The sequence below is a fragment of the Arthrobacter glycogeni genome (assembly GCF_054510815.1).
Genome location: NZ_JBTNDV010000022.1, coordinates 1 through 18,213 on the forward strand (window position 1 = coordinate 1; position 18,213 = coordinate 18,213).

The following is an 18,213-nucleotide window of genomic DNA, read 5'->3' on the forward strand; positions in this document are numbered from 1 at the left end:
CAGCGCCGATGGTACTGCACCCGAGAGAGTGTGGGAGAGTAGGACACCGCCGGACAACCATTAAACGAAAGGCCCCACCCACAGTGGGGCCTTTCGCACTTAACCACCACCAGTAAAATCAGGGTATGAGCGATTTGTTTTCAGACGCAGCCCCGTCAGCACCAGATTTCGACCGTCTCGTAGCGCTCGAGTTCGCCGTACTGGTCCCGGTTCCCGTGGAGCATACATTCGCGGGGTTTGTAGAGCACATCCATCTGTGGTGGCCAGCGGAGGTGCTTAGCGTCTGGGGCGCAGGAAGCTTTTTCGATCTAGAGGGTAACTCCCTGGTGGAGACTTCTGTCGAAGAGGACGAGGCAGTGTGGGCTGAGGTCCGCCGCACGGGCCAGGACACCCGCCTGGAAATGGTGTGGCATCATCAACCAACTGGTGGAACGTCCACCGAACTAACCATCGACTTTCGCCCGACCACGGGCGGGGGGACAACGGTGTCTCTCGTCCACGACGGGTGGAGCACCGAACCGGCGTCCGGGGCGGACCGCGCTACTTATCTTGACTTCTGGCCCCTGGCGCTCGAGAAGTTCAGCCGATTCATGGGTGGTGCCCGGTGACCGAGGTACCGATGTCCGATCTCGCCGCCCTCCTGCCTGAAGGTGCAGTGCTCACCGATGCATCCGCCGTCGTACCTTATGCCCGCGACCAAGGTCCAATACTCGACCTTCAGACTCCGTCGGCGGTCGTCTGGGCTGAAACCGTTGGGCAGGTGCAGCTGATCCTTCGGTGGGCTCACACCAGACGGGTTCCCGTGGTGGCCAGGGGCGCAGGCACCGGCGTATCCGGTGGGGCTCATGCGACGAAGGGTTGCATTGTCCTCAACCTCGAGCGGATGAACCGACTCGTTGATCTCAGGCCGCTCGATGAAGTCGCTGTGGTTGAGCCCGGTGTGATCAACGCTGACCTGAACGAAGCGGCAGCGAGCCATGGACTGATGTATGCCCCGGACCCGGCCAGCTGCCGAATTTCGACGATTGGCGGGAATGTCGCGACCAATGCTGGCGGGCTGCGGTGCGCCAAGTACGGCGTGACCCGGGACTCAATCCTGGCCCTGGACGTGGTCCTCGCAGACGGCACACTCATTCACACTGGCGTCCAGACCTTCAAAGGGGTTGCTGGGTATGACCTGACGTCTCTCTTTGTCGGGTCGGAGGGGACCTTGGGGATCGTCGTCGGGATCACCGTGCGGCTGAGGTACCTCCCGCACAATGAACAAACCCTCGCGGCTTTCTTTCCCGATGTTCAAGCGGCAGCCGCCGGCGTCCTGGCAGTGGGCAAGGCCCGGGTTCAACCCGCGATCATGGAACTGCTGGACGGGATGACTCTGAGCGCACTCGACGGCGTCCACGGCTCCAATCTGAGGGAACGCGGTGGCGCACTGCTACTTATCCAAACTGACGGGTTTGGTGCGGAGGCGGAAGCCGCCGTCGTGCGTCACGCTTTGACGTCGCTGGGCGGCACGGTAAGCGAGCAGGACGTCGCGGAGGCGGCTCGCCTGATCGACCTTCGACGGCATAGCCGGGGAGATGAGGTCGACGACGAGTACAGGGTAGGCGAGGACGTTACGGTCCCGCGGTCACAACTCGTGAACTACATTGCGCAGCTGGAGCGGGTTGCGTCCCATCATGGGGTGCTACTCAAGGTGGTGGCCCACGCGGGGGATGGGAACCTGCACCCCACCTTCTGGGTGTCGGCGTCGGAGGGCGACGACGGTGCGGCCCGGCTTGAGCTCGCACTGGACGAGTCAGTGCGGTTGGCGCTCGACCTCGGTGGGACCATCACCGGCGAACATGGGGTGGGCCAGTACAAGCTGAGGTGGCTGGCGTGGGAGCAGAGCGAGGAGGTGCTCGAGTTGCAGCGTCGGATCAAGGACCTGTTCGATCCGCGGGGCATCCTCAACCCAGGCAAGGCGATCATAGGCCGGGGGTAGCTGCGGGTGGATAGAATAAGTCGTGAAGCTGCTGTCAGCGGACAGCAGCACAATTCTGAATGGGGATTCAACGTGTCGGAGAACTATCCGGGCAATCTGCCCAACCAGCCGGACGGACAGGGCGACAATCCGAAGAAGTATCCGGCCGGCCAGCAGTGGCAGCAGCCAGCGCCGGGTAGCCAGCCCACCCCGTATGGGCAGCAGCAGTCGCCCTACGGTCAGCAGGCTCCGGGCAGCCAGGTTCCCTACGGCCAGGACGCATCCGGCGGCCAGCAGGGCGGATACGGACAGGGTCCCTATGGTGGCGGCCCCGGTTACGGGCAGCCGGCCGAGAACCCGGGCAAGACCCTCGGCATCGTCGGTTTAATCCTGTCGCTGATTCCAGGCCTGAACATTGTGGGACTCATCATCAGCATCGTTGCGATGGTAAAGTCCCGCAAAGCGCGGATGGGGAACGGCTTCGCTTTGGCAGGCATCATCATCGGTGCGCTGGCGGTCATCGCGACAATCGTCATGGTCATCGCGTTTGTCGCGTTCATTCCGGTCATTACAGAGCTGGCCGAGTTTTGCCAGCAGACCGGTCCGGGTCAGCAGACCTTCCAGGGTGAGCCGGTGCAGTGCCCATAGGGCTCCAACGCGACTATGTCGTAACCAGGAGGTGGGCCCCGGTCGGAGGGTCTTACCTGGTCACGGCGAGTCGCGGGCCCCGCCACCAAGGATGTCTATCGTCTTGGTGTCTTCTGTGAGCATGATGGCCGCCTCATCGCGGCGGTGGACGAGGATCGAGTCGAGGTAGGACTGGACTGCCTCAGCCATCGGAACGTTGCGGTCCTGCTGCTCGGACATATACCAGCGGTGTTCGAGTACCTCGTGGACCACTTCGGCGGGCTCGAGCTTGCGGCCCAGCTCCCGCGGGACGGCCCGCACAATCGGTTCGAACACCTGGGTCACCCAGAGGTGTGCACTGAGTTCCTCGTCGACGTCGGAGTTGTTGTCGGCCCGGTAGGCGTCCATGTCGTTGAGTAGCCGTCTGGCCTGGTTCTCCTGCGCGTCCAGTCCGGTGAGGCGCAGTAGCCTGCGGCTGTGGTGGCCCGCATCGACTACTTTTGGCTGCAGCTGAATCTGCGAACTGTTGGCTTCCGTCTGGATGGCGTACTCCTCGACGTCGAACCCCAGCTCGTTGAGCCGCCTGATCCGGGCGTTCACCCGCCACCGGTCGCTCAGGTCGAAGGACTCCTGATCGGTGAGTTCTGCCCAGAGCCGCCGGTAGCTATCCATGATGAGCTCGCTGGTGGCGAGGGGATCCACCTTCTCCTCGATCAGCCCTCCCTCAGCAAGGTCCATCAGCTCGCCAGCGATATTTACGCGGGCAATCTCCAGGTCGTACTCCCGTTGCCCCGATGACAGCCCGGGGTACAGTTCACCCGTTTCGGCGTCCACCAGGTAGGCAGCGAATGCTCCTGCGTCGCGTCGGAACAGAGTGTTCGACAGCGAGACGTCACCCCAGTAGAACCCAATGAGGTGCAGTCGAACGAGCAGGAGCGCCTGGGCGTCGATCAGGCGGGTGAGGGTATCCCGGCGGAGAGTCTGGGAGAACAGAGCGCGATAGGGCATGGAGAACTTCAGGTGCCTGGTCACCAGCACAGGGTCGAGGTCAGAACCATCCCGTGCCTTGCGACCGGTGATTACAGCGACCGGCTCCACGCTGGGAACATCGAGGCGTCTGAGCTTCCGCAGCATGTGGTATTCATGCCGGGCTATGTGCTCGCTGGTTTCCTTGATGGCAATGACTGATCCGCCGAGGTGTGCGAAACGCACAATGTGCCGGGAGATGCCGCGGGGCAGCGCGGCCAGGTACTGGGCCGGCCAATCCTCAAGTCCGATGTGCCAGGGCAGGTCCAACAACTCAGGATCGGTCGCCGCGGCAGTAATGTTCAGTGAGCCGAGGTTGCCTGGATCCGGTGCGCCCTTGGTGCGGGGCAATTTCCCTGGCTGATTCCAGTCGGTTGGCTCGTCGTGCCACTCAGCGTCTGGCGCATCGTTCATGTGTTGCCCTTTGTTATAACTGTTTACTACTTAACGACGTACGGTGGCCCCTGGATTGGAGATCAATCCACAGACCACCGTACTCGGGTCAGTTCCGCTCGAACAGCGGGGCCGGGCTAGACGTGCTCTGCGAGGCGCAATCCGTCCTTCATATCGAACAGGTGCACATGGCCCTGTTCGGGGGTGACGTAAATGGTGTCACCCTTCATAGGAGGGCGCCGGCCGTCCACGCGTGCCACGATGACATGTTCCTGTCCGTCCAGGGTGGTGTGACCGTAGATGTAGGCGTCGGCGCCAAGTTCCTCGACGACGTCGACCTCCACCTGCAGCCCCTGGGTGCCTTCCGCAATCTGCAGGTCTTCCGGCCGGACACCCAGCGTGACGGTGCCGCCGTGCGCGGCATCGAGGACCTCGTGGGCAACCGGGTAGGTGGTGCCTCCGAAGAGTACGCCGCCGTCGGTGACCGGGAGCTCAAGCAGGTTCATGGCGGGCGAACCAATGAATCCTGCAACGAACACGTTGACCGGCCGCTCGTACAGGTTGCGCGGGGTGTCGACCTGCTGGAGGACGCCGTCCTTGAGGACCGCGACGCGATCTCCCATGGTCATGGCCTCCACCTGGTCGTGGGTGACATACACGGTGGTGACGCCCAGACGGCGGGTCAGCGACGCAATCTGGGTGCGGGTCTGCACACGGAGTTTCGCGTCGAGGTTGGACAGCGGCTCATCCATCAGGAAGACCTGAGGGTTACGCACAATGGCGCGCCCCATGGCGACGCGCTGACGCTGGCCACCGGAGAGAGCCTTCGGCTTGCGGTCGAGGTATGGCTCGAGGTCGAGTAGTTTCGCTGCGTCGCGTACCCGCTCGGCCCGCTCTTCCTTGGAGACACCAGCGATCTTCAGCGCAAAGCCCATGTTGTCGGCGACCGACATGTGAGGGTAGAGCGCATAGTTCTGGAACACCATCGCGATGTCGCGGTCCTTCGGCGGGACATCGGTGACGTCGCGGTCACCGATCAGGATGCGGCCGGAGTTCACATCCTCGAGTCCGGCGAGCATCCGTAGCGAGGTGGACTTGCCACAACCTGAGGGGCCCACCAGGACGAGGAATTCGCCGTCGGCGATCTGAATGTCAAGCCTGTCAACCGCTGGCTTGTCTGTTCCCGGGTACAGGCGTGTTGCCTGGTCAAACGTTACCGTTGCCATTTTGTCTTTTCCTTTTCACGGGCAGGTACGTGCCCGACGATCCGTTGTGAATGGAGAATATTCAGTTGTCCGCGACCCACCGAGGCGTTATCTCAAAGAGATAACGTCAGTGGCGTGTGTCACAGATTCCGAGTATGGCAGATTATTTCTGTTTACGCACCGGCGCTGCGGAGCGCCAGGAGGTGTTCAAGCACCGACACCAACTCGGCGGGGGACCCGATCCGGTGGCGAGCCTCAGTGGGTCCATCACCGATCTTGATGCCGAGGTCCTGCGGTTCAAGGGCGGCGAAGGCGTACTCGTCGGTGACGTCGTCCCCAGCGAAGAGGACGGCCGTGGCCCCGGTGTATTTCCTGAGCGACCGGATACCCTGCCCCTTATCGGTGCTCAGCACTGAGGTTTCGAGGACCCGCTTGCCATCGGTGATGTGCGCCCCTTCCAGCTGGTCGAGTGCGGCACGTGCGGCATCGGTCGCGGCGGCGGCGACGTCGTCGTCAGCGGTCCGGGTGTGAAGCACGACGCCGGCCGGCTTGGTTTCGAGCACCGTGCCTGCGTGGGCGTCCACTACCCGCTGGACGGCGTCGGTGGCCCGGCGCAGGAGATCGGTCTGCTGCTGGGTGAGCGTCAAGGATGTGCCATCGGGGCCGGTCCACGTCTCCGCGCCGTGACTCCCGATCAGGAGGGTTTCGGGATCGGGTGTCGCTACGGCGCGCAGGCTGTTGAGGGCGCGCCCGGAGACCAGCGCCGTCGTCGTCTCCGGCAGTTGCCCCAACGCTGACAGCGCCGACGCGGAGCCGGGCATCGGCCGGGCATCGGCAGCCAGGGGCACGAGCGGCGACATGGTGCCGTCAAAGTCGAGGGCGATCAGCAGGTGATCGGCCGTGGCGATCGTGTGCAGGGCGGCCAGCAGGTCGGTGCTCAGGTTCTCAGGCATGCGGTGTCTCCTGGGTGTGTTCGTGGTTGCCTTCCTGCAGAGCGGCGAGGAAGGCTTTGGACCAGCGTTCGACGTCGTTCTGCAGCACCTGGCGGCGCATGATGCGCATCCGGCGGGTCGCCTCGGCGGGGCTCATGTTCACCGCGGTGACGATCGCGGCCTTGAGCCCGTCAATGTCATGCGGGTTGACCAGGACTGCCTGTCGGAGGGTATCGGCGGCGCCGGCGAACTCGCTGAGCACCAGTGCACCGCGATTGCCGGTCCTGGCCGCGACATACTCCTTGGCCACCAGGTTCATGCCGTCGCGCAGAGCGGTGACCAGCATCACGTCAGCGGCCAGGTACAGGGCAACCATTTCCTCGACGGGGTAGCTATGATGCAGGTACCGGATGGCGGTGTTCTTGATGGTGTCGTAGGTGCCGTTGATCCTCCCGACGGCGCCCTCGATCTCCTCGCGCAGCAACCGGTATTGTTCGACCCGCTCCCGGCTGGGACTGGCCACCTGAATGAGGGCCGCGTCCTCAACCTGGACGCTGCCGTCCGCGAGGAGTTCCTCATACGCCTTCAGTCGGTGGCCGATCCCCTTGGTGTAGTCCAGCCGGTCAACGCCGAGGAGGATGTGCTTGGGGTTGCCGAGTTCGCGGCGGATTTCCTTGGATCGTTCAATGATGTCCTCACGGTTGGCCAGAGTGATGATCTGGTCCACGTCGATGGAGATGGGGAACGCCTCGGCCCGGGAGGTGTAGGTAAGGCCGCCTTCCTCGACCTCCACCTGGACCTGCTGCTGGCGCACCGTGTGGCCCACGAAGCGGCGGACGCAGCGCAGGAAGTTACTGGCGTCGCTGGGGCGCTGGAAGCCGATCAGGTCGGCGCCGAGGAGACCCTCGATCACCTGGCGGCGCCAGGGCAGTTGCGCAAAGATTTCCAGGGGCGGGAACGGGATGTGGTTGAAGAAACCGATCTTCAGGTCCGGGCGGGCAGCGCGCAGCATCTTGGGGACCAGCTGCAGCTGGTAATCCTGGACCCAGACCGTGGCGCCCTCGGCGGCGACTGCGGCTGCCGCCTCGGCGAAGCGCTGGTTGACGCGGCGATAGGAGTCCCACCAATGGCGGTGGAACTCGGGTGGGGCAATGACGTCGTGGTACAGCGGCCACAGGGTGGAGTTGGAGAAGCCTTCATAGTAGAACTCCACCTCATCCGCTGCCAGGGGGACTGGGACCAGACGCATATTGTCGTGGTCGAAGGCATCCAGCGACTCGTCGGGGGCGCCGTGCCAGCCCACCCACGCGCCGTCGGCCTTCGCCATGACCGGCGCCAGCGCGGTGACGAGACCGCCAGGTGACCGGCGCCAGGAGCTGCCCCCATTATCGGCCACGCGGTCGACGGGCAGCCGGTTGGACACGACGATGAACTCGAATTCGCCGTAGGCGGTGGTGTTATCGGACGAAGGTATAGCTGAAGGCACGCTGGCTCCTGCACATAGTAGGGCTACTTAGCACTTTACCGTTTTGGTGGCGTCGACTGGTTCGTCGTCTGCGGCAGGGGTGGATCGCTAAGCTTGAGACTACGCGCACCCAACCATGACGAGGACTGATGACGCCCAGCTCGAGCCATAAACCGACCAAATCGCAGCGCTCGGCGCAGGCACGCGAGCAGGCACGTTTAATCCGTGAGGCTCAGGAACGTCGGGATAGACGCAAAGGCTTGCTCATCCGCTGGGGCGTCGTGGCCGCGGTGGTCGCCATTCTGGTGGTAGCAGCGCTGATCGTCACCAACACGATCCGTGGTCAGGTGCCCGACGCCGGCCCTGCGCCTGCCGGGGGCAACGAATACGGCGGGATCGTGCTGACCTCAAGCACCGAAGTGGAGCCATTCGACACGGGGACTGTTGATCGTGGGACCCTGCCGTCGGACCCGAGACCAGCCGGCGAGCTGCCCCCGGGCGTTGCCGTCTCCGCTGATGGCGAGCCGGTGCAGGTGGTCTCCTATGTCGATGTGAACTGTGTGTTCTGCGCCGAGTTCGAGAGCACCCACGCCGATCAGATCCAGGCCTGGCTCGACGCCGGCGAAATCACCATGGAACACCGCAACCTGGCGTATCTGGACCGCAACTCCTCAACGGACTACTCATCCCGCGGCGCGAACGCGCTCGCCTGCGTGGCCGAGGAGTCCCCCGAGGCGTACTTTGACTTCTCCGCTGGCGTGTTTGCCAACTACGAGAACGGCGAGCTTGACGACGACGGTCTGGCTGCCCTCGCGTCGTCGTCCGGGGCAGCCGACATCTCCACCTGCCTGTCGGAGGGCACCTTCAGGCCGTGGGTCGCCTTCGCCACGGAGACCGCCGAACTGGACGGAATCACCGGAACGCCAACCATCTATGTCGAGGGGGAAGCCGTGCCGGAAGCCATCGACAATTTCGCCGCATTCACTCAGGAGAAGATCGACGCCAAGGGCTAGCTTTCACCGGCTAGGTTTCGCTGACGGCGCGGCTGGGCTAATCTTGTCTTTGCGCAATCGATCGGTTTCGACGACGACGACAGCGCTTGCTGGCTTTGCCAGTACGCCTCCTTAGCTCAGTTGGCCAGAGCACCTGTCTTGTAAACAGGGGGTCGCCGGTTCGAATCCGGCAGGAGGCTCCACCGAGAACCCTTCAAACACTGGGAAGTAGCCCGGTTGTTCGGCGGTTTCTTCGCGGCTCAGCGGTAGGGTATCCCCTCCGACAGTCACTCCCGGTTAGCTTGGGCGTCGGCGCACGCGTCGTACTGCTCGTTGTAAACCTCGGTCTCCTGTGGCACTACCGCTTCTCGTCTTCGGACTCAGAATCGAATACCAAGGCCGTGGTGCGAACACTTTGCTAGCAGGTCACGGCGGCTCCCTAACGACGCAGTGACCATTTTACGGTTTGGCGGGGTCCGGCGTAGCGGCGGCGTCCTGGCTTGGTGGGCCGGTGTCTTCGGGCTCGTGAGCGGGTTCACTGCTGAGGGGCTGAGTCGGACCCTCCTCGCCTTCGCATCCGGGTTTCGGATCAGGTGACTCTTGGTCTGTAGGGCTACCGACGTTTTCACCGTCGACACTGATATCAGCCCGAGCGCCGTGAGCTGAGGCCTCCGTGTTCAGCACCGGGTGGGGAATTTGCGCCGGAAGTGGAGACACGTTCCGGCTATTGACCGCTTCCAGTCCGGTCTTTCCGACCAATCCGAGTCCGATAGCCGCCCCAGGATCAGCGACCGGTTTCGGCCCGACGTCGCAGCCGGGCGTGGGCTCGGGGTTGGGGGACGGATCCGGGGAAGGATCGGTAGTCGGTTCGGGCGATGGCTTGGGGGATGGCGCGGGTTCGGGGCTGGGGGACGGGTCGGGAGTCGGTTCGGGCGATGGCTTAGGCGATGGCTTGGGGGATGGCGCGGGTTCGGGGCTGGGGGACGGGTCGGGAGTCGGCTCGGGTGAGGGCTTAGGCGATGGCTTGGGGGATGGTGTGGAGTCAGGTTCGGGCGTGGGTTCCGCTGAGGGATCCGGCTTTGGTGAGGGCCTGGGCGTTGGTGCAGGTGGCGGAGTGAGATGGCCCCCTGGCGCTGCATCGGATGCGCTAGACGAGGGCGAAGGCGAAGGCGAGGGTGTCGGGTTGCCCTTTTTGTCTGGTTTTGCGGCGTCGGGGGCCGGTGAGGGCTTTGGGGTGGCGGAAGGCCTCGGGATGACCGGCGCCTTCGGAGTGGCCGGAGCAGATTCGCCGGCCGGCCGTTTCGGAATGGCGCGCGGGTTCGCGCTGTGGTCGGTGGGCGCTGGGAGGGCCTGTGCGGCCATGATGGTTGGTCCGGGATCTCCGGACCGGCCATTCTCATCGTCGTACGACCCGTCACGGGGCATGGCGATCACCCAGGGCACGGAGTTTGCGGACTCGGCGCCGTCGGGCGCATAGGAGGTCATGTCCGGTGTCCGCTCTGTCGCGGACAGCCTAAGTGGTGTGAGCGTCCAGCCTTTCGGGTCGACGTGCGAGCCGTCGCGGATGGTCTCGAAGTGCAGATGGCATCCGGTCGAAGATCCGGTTGTCCCTACTGCCGCCACAATCTGGCTCACCGCGATCTTGTCCCCCGCTTTCACAGAGATGCCTTCAAGGTGGTTGTAGGTGGTGATCAACCCGTTGCCGTGGTCAATTTCCACCCGGTTACCGCCGCCCCAAGGGTGCCACCCGACGGCTCGTACTGTGCCGGCGTCGGCCGCGTGAACTGGCGTGCCGCAAGACGCCGCAAAATCTAGTCCATAGTGGAACTCGTCGGCCTCGCCGGTGATCGGGTTGATGCGTTCGCCGAAAGGTGAGCTGGGGCTGAGTGCCTCAAGGGGGGACATCAGTGTGCCGGGCCCGGGGCGGTCTGGACCGTCGGTGGAAACGCTTGTCACCTGGACGCCGTCGTCGGGAGTATCGCCGGGAGCTTCAAACTCGGCAGCATCGAACTCTGGAGCAGCTTCGGTAACAGGACCGACGAAGCTGAGGTCGAGGGGCTCGCCCGGAACTAAAAAGTCCCGGTTCGGGGGTGTTTGGAGGGCCAGCAGTTCGCGCCCCACCCAACCGGTGGGGGCCTCAGTCGATAGCACAGTACGCGCCGCCGCGGCGGTGAGTTCCCTCGGCACCCCGGTAACTGAGCTTTGATATCCGGAGCCGCATACCGCTGCGGCGGCAACAAAGATGGCCAGCCCAGACCGGGTCGCAGATTTGCGGAACCCTAGGGTCTTCGTTTTGGCGGATGGCCAGATTCGTGTCACTTGTCGCTCCAGGCATGTCCCTGCGGGGAAAGCTGACTGACGAGTAGCCCCATCGGGGAACCAGCGAACTGGATCCCCGCCAACCCACCCCTGCTCGGGGAAATTCTTACGGTACCCACTCAGCGTGCCGCACCACACCCGGAAGCGCAACGGGTTGAAGGTGAACATCTTGGCGATGGGTGGTTTCCCAAGGTTTTGCCAACTTAGCTGTCCCCTGCAGTCTGAGCACACCTGTCCTGCAGAGACTCGACGGACTTCTTAGGAACGCTGTCGCCGGCTTGGGCGATCTCGCGTAGTAGGGCAACGAAACTCGCCGGGACGCCAGCCGTCTCGACCGAGGCAACGAGCCCGTTCAGCACCTGCTCATCACCGATGCTGACCAGCCCATCATCGACAAGTTTGCCAACCTGGCCACGGACTTCATCGGCGGTGGCCTCAGCCACCTGCGATGCGGCATCGGTAGCCATGCCGGTTCCGCAAAGGTCTCAGCACTGAATGAAGTGGGGCACATGCTGGGCAGCCAACCCCTGAATCCGTCTGACCAGGTTGGCTGGCTTCAAGCTGAGGCCTCGGCCAACGATTCCCGATAGAACGGGTAATCGATGTAGCCTTTGGCGCCGTCAGAGTAGAAGGTTAGCGGGTCCGGCTCGTTCAGCGGCAGGTTCTCCTGCCAGCGACGGGCGAGATCCGGGTTGGCGATGACCTGGCGGCCGACGACGACGGCGTCGCCAAGGCCCGACGCGAGGATGTCCTCCGCCTCGTCCCGGTCAGTGATTACGCCGAAGCCGCTATTCACCAGAAAAGGGCCGTCGAAGCGTGAACGGATCTCCTGAACCAGGGTGCTGGCTGGATCCTCGTGGAGCACGCTCAGGTAGGCGATATTCAGGGGCGCGACAGCGTCAGCCATCGCGCCGTAGGTGGCGAGCACGTCAGCCGGATCGGCGGGCAGGACGTCCCGGGCAGTGGTGCCCGGCGAGATCCGCAAACCCACGCGCTCGGCTCCGATGGCCGCTGCAACCGCCTGCACCACCTCGGTCATGAAGCGGGCGCGGTTTGCTGGCGAGCCGCCGTAACCGTCGTCGCGCTGGTTGGTCTCCGGGAACATAAACTGGTGCAGCAGGTACCCGTTCGCGCCATGGAGCTCGACGCCGTCCATCCCGGCGTCGATAGCGTTCCGGGAGGCTTGAACAAATTCGTCAATGATTCCGGGGAGCTCATCAGTGGTCAGGGCATGCGGGACCGGGTAGGGCTGCTTGCCGTCGTAGGTGCGTGTCTCGCCGTCAAGGGCGACGGCGCTCGGAGCCACAACGGTGTGACCGCCGGTGGTTGACTCATGGGTGACCCGCCCCGCATGCATCACCTGGGCGAAGACCCGGCCTCCGGCGTCGTGCACGGCAGTGGTGACGGTGCGCCAGCCCGCTAGCTGTTCTTCGGTGACCAGCCCCGGCTGACCGGGGAAACCTCGGCCCGCCTCGGCGGGGTAGGTGCCTTCGGTGATGATCAGGCCCAAAGATGCGCGCTGCCGATAGTGCTCGACAACGATGGGCCCGGGGACGCCTTCCCTGCTCGAACGAACCCTGGTGAGCGGGGCCATGACGATGCGGTTGGGCAGTTCCATGTCACCGATGGTGAGCGGGGTAAAGAGAGTCACAAGCAGCACTTTCCGTCGAAATCGGTTCTTCAGGTGGCAACCTTCAAGGAGGCCAGCCTATTCCGAGCGTATCTTCCCTTGTGATGATCTTGGTGAGACACTAAGGGACAAAACCCGGGAGCAGCCTCTGGAGGTGGTGCTGTCGTGAAGATGCTCAGACCGTGCAGGATCACTGCACACCTGGGTTAGAGATGGCTGACGCTCCACAACGTCGGCGGACGGGTCTGGTCCGGCCCACAGATCCCTCCCACAGCGTGACGACCCTCGAGCTACTCTTCGACCTCGTCTTCGTGTTTGCCTTTACCCAGGTGACTCAACTGATGGCCGACGATCCCACCCCGCAGGGGGCGCTGCGCGGTCTGGTACTACTGGCCCTGCTATGGTTCGCATGGTGTTCCTACGCCTGGCTGGGCAACCAGGCACACGCGGACGAGGGCTTGGTTCGCGTCACCATGGTGGTAGCGCTCGCCACCATGTTTATTGTCGCGCTGACCATCCCCGAATCTTTCGCGGACCTGCCCGGCGGCCTATTCGCCCCATTTGTCCTCGCCGCCTGCTATGCCGTCGTGCGACTCGTGCACTTGGCCTGCTACCTGGTCGCCGCCGGGGACGACGTCGGGCTGCGCCGCCAGTTGCTCCTGACGGCGATCCCCGTGAGTGCGGCCTGCGTCCTCCTCGTGATCGGCGGAGCCCTGGGGCCCCCTACCAGACGGGGCTATGGGCGCTTGCCCTGGTGGTTGACTATGCGGGCATCTGGCTCGCCGGTACAGCGGGATGGCGGCTGACGGCGCCCCTTCACTTCGCTGAGCGGCACGGGCTCATTGTGCTGGTCGCCTTGGGCGAATCACTGGTGGCGATCGGCGTCGGTGTGGCACAGCAGCCCATCTCGACGACAGTCATTGTGGCGTCGGTCTTTGGCATCACCGTTGCTGTTAGCCTCTGGTGGCTCTATTTTGACGTGGTCGCGCACGTGGCGGGAGGGGTGCTCGCGAAGGCCAGCGGGGAACAGCGGAGTCGACTGGCGCGCGACTCCTACACCTACCTGCACTTCCCGATTGTCATCTCAATCATCTTTATAGCGATGGGACTAAAAAAGGTTCTGGAATATGTCTTAGACACAGGTGACCACGAGTTCACCGACCCGCTGACAGGGGTCCCGCTCGTTGCTCTCTTCGGCGGGGTGACCATACACCTGCTGGGTCACGTGGCGTTTCGGCGGCGGAACACCGGAACCTGGAACCCCCACCGAACCGTCGTTGCGGTGCTGCTGGCAGTCTTGATTCCTGTCGCCTGGCAGCTTCCAGCGTTAGCGTCGCTGGGTCTGGTCGCGGCCCTTTTGAGCGTGCTGGTCGGGTACGAGGCCCTGAAATTCCGGACGGCACGCGACGAAGTTAGGCACCACCACGCAGACGGGTCCAATGGGACGTAGCTGGACGTGGGAAATCGTCGCGTACCGGGAATAAACGGACGGGTGATCGCATTGAGAAAGTATCACCGGGTAGGCTTCCGCTGGACCCGCGCCAGGGAGCGTTGGACAGGGGATTGAGCAACAATGTTCCCGACATTTTGGTCGGGATGTTCATGGTTATAGTGTGGCTGCATCATCCACACAGGTTCAACGATTTTCGGGAGAACGGCACCGGCATGGCAACGGATTACGACGCACCACGCAACAACGATGAGGACAAGGAAGCCGAGTCCCTCGAAGCCCTCCAGGCCAACCGTGGCAGCAAATCCCAGTCGGCGTCGGTCGACGTCGAGGACGCCGATACTGCTGAAGGCATTGATCTTCCGGGCGCCGATCTTTCCGGCGAGGAACTGCTGATCCGCGTCATCCCACCTCAGGACGACGAGTTCACCTGTTCCTCCTGCTTCCTGGTCCGCCACCGCAGCCAGGTTGCCCGCCAAAAGGGCGATCTCCTGTTCTGCCGGGAGTGCGAAGGCTAACGACGATGGCGGTGGACTGCAGTGTCTGAAGCGCACGACGACGGCGGGCGGCCGATCCGTTTTTCCTCCACCGCTGGCCGCTGGGTGCTTCTCGCGGCCATCCTCGGCTCCGGCCTCGCAGGGATTGACGCCACAGTGGTCAACGTGGCGTTGCCCGCTATAGGTGCGGACCTGCAAACAGACTTTTCTACACTGCAGTGGACTATCACCGCCTACACTCTCACCCTTGCCGCATTGATCCTGCTGGGCGGTTCGTTGAGTGACCGCTACGGCAGGCGAAGAATCTTCGTCATTGGTGTCATCTGGTTCGCGACCGCATCGTTGTGCTGTGGGCTTGCGCCCAGCGCCGAAGTTCTGATCACCGCGCGTGCATTGCAGGGAGTAGGTGCCGCGCTGCTGACGCCGGGTAGTTTGGCCATGATTCAGGCCACGTTTCATCCCGACGATCGAGCCCGCGCCATTGGCGCCTGGTCCGGCCTCGGCGGAGTAGCTACGGCGATCGGCCCGTTCCTTGGGGGCTGGCTGGTTCAGACCGTGTCCTGGCGGTGGGTCTTTCTGATCAACGTGCCATTGGCGATCGCCGTCGTCGTCGTGGCTCAGCGCCACGTCCCGGAGACCAAGGATCACACGAGCACGGGCCGGCTGGATCTGTGGGGTGCTGCGCTCGGAGCGGCGGCGCTGGCCGGCACCACCTACGCCCTGATCGAGGCTCCGGCGCAGGGATTCTTTTCCTTGCCGGTGTTGGGGGCTGCCTCCGTGGGCGTGGTCGCGGCGGGTGCTTTCCTGCTGGTCGAGGCACGCGGCCGGAACCCGATGCTGCCGCTGTCAATCTTTTCCTCAACCCAGTTCAGCGCTACCAACGCCGTGACGTTCCTCGTCTATGGCGCGTTTGGGGGTGTGTTCTTCCTCTTGGTGGTGCATTTGCAGGTAGTTGCCGGGTTCTCGCCACTCGCGGCAGGCACGGCGATGTTGCCAATTACCGTGCTGATGCTCCTGCTGTCATCGCGGTCCGGTCAGCTGGCAACGCGCATTGGACCGCGGTTGCCGATGAGCCTTGGGCCGGTGCTCTGCGCTATCGCCCTGCTGCTGATGCTGCGGATAGGCCCCGATGCTTCCTACCTGACCGATGTGCTGCCCGGCGTCGTCGTGCTGGGCCTGGGATTGTCGGTGCTGGTAGCTCCATTGACGGCTACGGCGCTCGCATCAGTGGATAGCCGGCATGCTGGGCTGGCCTCCGGGGTGAATAACGCTGTGGCGCGGGCGGCGGCGCTCATAGCTGTGGCGCTGCTTCCTGCCGTTGCCGGGCTCTCTGGCGGCAGTTACCTGGATCCCGTGGCCTTCGATGAGGGGTTCCGTATTTCGGTGCTGATCGGAGTTGGCATGCTGTTCGTTGGCGCTGGTCTCGCTGCACTGACTATCCGAAATAACGTACCGGCGAGCGACGCCGACCAGGAAGCTCCCGAGGATTCCCCGGCCAATACTTCTCCTGCAGGAGATGCCGCGCCTGCGGCCAACGGGATGGGCCAGCAGGGGATGAGCCACTGCGCCATCGACGGACCACCAATCGGGGTGTCGACGGCGCAGCGTGATGATTCGCGGGCGTCGCCCTAGGGCTCGATCGTCCTAGCGCCCATCAAGGTCCGGGTCGGTCTGGCCCAGTGGCGACCCACCCAAGTTGGCGCTGTCGTCACTGCTGTCGATTTCCGACTCATCGGCGGGGTCGCCGAAGTCGATGTCTGCTGTTGCCTCGCCGAGTGTTGGCGTCCCAGAGGCTGCAGGGTCAGCTAATTCCTCGCGCAGGGCCTGATCGCTCAGCGGATCTTCTCCAGGGATCGCCGCTGCAGGCTCGTCCTGTAACAGCGGGTCATCACGCCACTGGTCCGGGTTGTCTTCGGCGGCACCCGGGTAGCTGTCAGGCTGCCCCACGGTCATTGGATCCAGGTCATCTGGCTCCGCTGGATCGATTCCGTCGGTGATGTTCAGTTCTTCTTCGGGAGGGTTAGATTCAGTCATGACATGCCCTTTCAAGTCGACACGTGAGCTACCCAGCCTACTGATCGGTCGATGGAAGAGATAGTTTTCTCGCGCTCAAATCGGTTCAATAGAGGTATGACTTCTCACACATCGGCGCAGCAGGACACCAGTATTGACCTCTATCGCCAAGTAGCCGTCACTGGCAGCATGATGTTTTGCATCGTGGGATCAATGGTTGGCGTCGGTGTGTTTGGAGGGACGCCCATTGCTGACGCCGCTGGCGGTGCATTGGGGTCCGACGCCACCCTGCTGGCCCGGCCGGTGCAGCATTCTCGATCTGGACTGTAATTTATGCGGGGCTGGTGGCGTACACCGTGTGGCAGTGGCTGCCGTCGCAACGACGCAGTAGGCGGCAACGCTCCCTTGGATGGCTTGTCGCCGCGTCGATGGTGTTGAACGCCGTCTGGATTTTGAGCATTCAGGCTGGGTGGCTCAACGCGAGCGTCCTGGTGATCGCGGTCCTTCTTGCCGTCCTTGCCATAGTGTTTCCGCGTTACAGCGGGAGCCCGGCGTCATCCTGGGTTGAGGGGGTAGTTGTCGACGGAACCCTTGGCCTCTACCTGGGCTGGGTATGCGTGGCGGTGTGCGCCAACATTGCTGCCGCGCTGTCGGCCGCCGGCTTCGCCGGATTTGGGGTGAGCGAGGACGTCTGGGCGGTTGGTGTCATCGCTGTCGTGGCGGGGGTCGGCGTCGGTTTGGCAGTCAAGGGAAACGGTCGTCTTGCGGTAGCGGCGGCCATTGGCTGGGGTCTGGCCTGGATTGCTGTGGGACGTACCAGCGGCCAACTGGAATCCATGCCTACGGCGGTCGCCGCTGCCGTCGTCTCGATCATCGTTGTAGCCGCCACAGCCTACATCCGGTGGCGTTCGGGGGTCCGCCGGCCAGCAGCAACTGTATGAGTCCCGCCGGGACCAGCCACTCAGGCCGAGGAGACCCTTCCCACCGGGACCAGCCACTCAGGCCGAGGAGACCCTTTCCGCCTTTCCTCCCGTCCTTTTCCCGCCGAGGAGTGGGCTGGCGACTCGCCAGCCCACTCGCCGAGCCCACCGGATCTCCCATCTCGGCGGTGGGACAGGGTCCGGCTTTCATTGGGCGGTGCAGAGCTGCGCCGGGTCACGGGGCATCGGAGGCGAGCCGTTCCGAAGGGCTTAACCCTAGAAGGGTGGTGGGGTTTCTGGTCGTTGTGTGGGTGGTGGGTTGGGTTTGGTGGTGTAGGTTTCCCCGGCGGGGGAGATCGCGATGATCGTCCCGGGTTCGGGTTGGGTGTAGTGCCAGAAACCCTCCGTTTTGAACATGTGGTGACGTTTACAGAGCGCTGCCAGATTTGAGTAACTGGTCGTCCCGCCCCTAGCCCAGGGGATCGTGTGGTCGAGTTCGCAGAACACCGCCAACCGGTTACACCCCGGATGACGGCACGTCCCATCCCGCACCCTGACCGCGTCCTGCAAATCTTTCGGCACCCGATACGTGCTCGCATCAGCACCCAACCTGGCCCCCGTGAAGGGGTGGGTGAGGATCCTCGTAAACGACGGCGCGTGCCCAGCGAGCCTCCGGGCAGTGTCCGGGTCGATTGGCCCGTACCCTTCCAACTCACCCGGCGCATCCCCACCCATGAGGGTCAACACCGGGACCGTCACGAAAACCTTCGCCTGCACACCCCAA

17 protein-coding genes, 1 tRNA gene and 1 pseudogene are annotated in these 18,213 nt (G+C 63.7%); 10 read left to right on the plus strand and 9 right to left on the minus strand.

Annotated elements, in window-relative coordinates:
- Positions 1-125 precede the first annotated feature (125 nt).
- Genes ACX80G_RS16745 through ACX80G_RS16755 form a run of 3 tightly spaced genes read left to right on the plus strand, consistent with a single transcriptional unit; the run spans position 126 to position 2,608 of the window.
- The gene (locus ACX80G_RS16745; RefSeq protein ID WP_459309129.1) at positions 126-608 is read left to right on the plus strand and encodes an SRPBCC family protein; all 483 of its coding nucleotides are present in this window, start codon (positions 126-128) and stop codon (positions 606-608) included.
- Positions 609-619: 11 nt separating this feature from the next.
- Positions 620-1,981, plus strand: coding sequence for an FAD-binding oxidoreductase (locus tag ACX80G_RS16750; protein ID WP_459309151.1), 1,362 nt, complete (start codon positions 620-622; stop codon positions 1,979-1,981).
- 6 nt (positions 1,982-1,987) lie between these two features.
- Complete coding sequence (locus tag ACX80G_RS16755) at positions 1,988-2,608, plus strand: DUF4190 domain-containing protein (protein ID WP_459309130.1); 621 nt, start codon at positions 1,988-1,990, stop codon at positions 2,606-2,608.
- Between the two features lie 60 nt (positions 2,609-2,668).
- On the opposite strand, the gene ACX80G_RS16760 is transcribed toward ACX80G_RS16755, so the two are convergent.
- From ACX80G_RS16760 to ACX80G_RS16775, 4 genes are all read right to left on the minus strand, one after another.
- A complete protein-coding gene (locus ACX80G_RS16760) occupies positions 2,669-4,027 on the minus strand; it encodes a DUF4032 domain-containing protein (protein WP_459309132.1) in 1,359 nt (452 codons plus the stop codon).
- Between the two features lie 116 nt (positions 4,028-4,143).
- Positions 4,144-5,232: an ABC transporter ATP-binding protein gene (locus ACX80G_RS16765; RefSeq protein ID WP_459309134.1), complete on the minus strand. Its 1,089-nt coding sequence runs from the start codon at positions 5,230-5,232 to the stop codon at positions 4,144-4,146.
- Between the two features lie 152 nt (positions 5,233-5,384).
- Positions 5,385-6,164, minus strand: coding sequence for a trehalose-phosphatase (otsB, locus tag ACX80G_RS16770; RefSeq protein WP_459309135.1), 780 nt, complete (start codon positions 6,162-6,164; stop codon positions 5,385-5,387).
- Positions 6,157-7,629, minus strand: a complete 1,473-nt coding sequence (locus tag ACX80G_RS16775; RefSeq protein ID WP_459309136.1) for an alpha,alpha-trehalose-phosphate synthase (UDP-forming) — start codon at positions 7,627-7,629, stop codon at positions 6,157-6,159. Before ACX80G_RS16775 ends, otsB begins: the two co-directional genes overlap by 8 nt.
- 128 nt (positions 7,630-7,757) lie before the next feature.
- On the opposite strand from ACX80G_RS16775, the gene ACX80G_RS16780 reads away from it, so the two are divergent.
- Together ACX80G_RS16780 and ACX80G_RS16785 are read left to right on the plus strand one after the other, a co-directional pair.
- The gene (locus tag ACX80G_RS16780; protein WP_459309137.1) at positions 7,758-8,621 is read left to right on the plus strand and encodes a DsbA family protein; all 864 of its coding nucleotides are present in this window, start codon (positions 7,758-7,760) and stop codon (positions 8,619-8,621) included.
- Positions 8,622-8,726: 105 nt separating this feature from the next.
- Positions 8,727-8,803, plus strand: a tRNA-Thr gene (locus ACX80G_RS16785).
- Positions 8,804-9,059: 256 nt separating this feature from the next.
- On the opposite strand, the gene ACX80G_RS16790 is transcribed toward ACX80G_RS16785, so the two are convergent.
- From ACX80G_RS16790 to ACX80G_RS16800, 3 genes are all read right to left on the minus strand, one after another.
- Positions 9,060-10,919, minus strand: coding sequence for a M23 family metallopeptidase (locus ACX80G_RS16790; protein WP_459309139.1), 1,860 nt, complete (start codon positions 10,917-10,919; stop codon positions 9,060-9,062).
- 203 nt (positions 10,920-11,122) lie between these two features.
- Entirely contained in the window at positions 11,123-11,386 is a 264-nt protein-coding gene (locus tag ACX80G_RS16795; RefSeq protein ID WP_459309140.1) for a hypothetical protein, read from the minus strand.
- 89 nt (positions 11,387-11,475) lie between these two features.
- Positions 11,476-12,570 carry an alkene reductase gene (locus tag ACX80G_RS16800; protein WP_459309142.1) on the minus strand — a complete coding sequence of 365 codons (1,095 nt, stop codon included), beginning with the start codon at positions 12,568-12,570 and terminating at the stop codon, positions 11,476-11,478.
- A gap of 191 nt (positions 12,571-12,761) precedes the next feature.
- Here ACX80G_RS16800 and ACX80G_RS16805 point away from each other — a divergent pair.
- The 3 genes and pseudogenes from ACX80G_RS16805 (at position 12,762) to ACX80G_RS16815 (ending at position 16,128) form a co-directional block, all read left to right on the plus strand.
- A pseudogene (locus ACX80G_RS16805) lies at positions 12,762-13,999 on the plus strand (low temperature requirement protein A).
- Between the two features lie 215 nt (positions 14,000-14,214).
- The gene (locus tag ACX80G_RS16810; protein ID WP_459309152.1) at positions 14,215-14,517 is read left to right on the plus strand and encodes a DUF4193 domain-containing protein; all 303 of its coding nucleotides are present in this window, start codon (positions 14,215-14,217) and stop codon (positions 14,515-14,517) included.
- A 21-nt stretch (positions 14,518-14,538) separates the two neighbouring features.
- Complete coding sequence (locus ACX80G_RS16815; protein WP_459309144.1) at positions 14,539-16,128, plus strand: MFS transporter; 1,590 nt, start codon at positions 14,539-14,541, stop codon at positions 16,126-16,128.
- Positions 16,129-16,140: 12 nt separating this feature from the next.
- Here the strand turns inward: ACX80G_RS16815 and ACX80G_RS16820 are convergent, their stop codons facing one another.
- Complete coding sequence (locus ACX80G_RS16820) at positions 16,141-16,530, minus strand: hypothetical protein (protein ID WP_459309145.1); 390 nt, start codon at positions 16,528-16,530, stop codon at positions 16,141-16,143.
- 96 nt (positions 16,531-16,626) lie between these two features.
- Here ACX80G_RS16820 and ACX80G_RS16825 point away from each other — a divergent pair, with 96 nt between their 5' ends.
- Together ACX80G_RS16825 and ACX80G_RS16830 are read left to right on the plus strand one after the other, a co-directional pair.
- Entirely contained in the window at positions 16,627-16,839 is a 213-nt protein-coding gene (locus ACX80G_RS16825) for a hypothetical protein (protein ID WP_459309146.1), read from the plus strand.
- Positions 16,840-16,853: 14 nt separating this feature from the next.
- Positions 16,854-17,450: a TspO-related membrane protein gene (locus ACX80G_RS16830; protein ID WP_459309148.1), complete on the plus strand. Its 597-nt coding sequence runs from the start codon at positions 16,854-16,856 to the stop codon at positions 17,448-17,450.
- A gap of 255 nt (positions 17,451-17,705) precedes the next feature.
- Here ACX80G_RS16830 and ACX80G_RS16835 read toward each other — a convergent pair.
- A partial coding sequence (locus tag ACX80G_RS16835) for an HNH endonuclease (protein WP_459309150.1) occupies positions 17,706-18,213 on the minus strand: 508 nt, incomplete at its 5' end.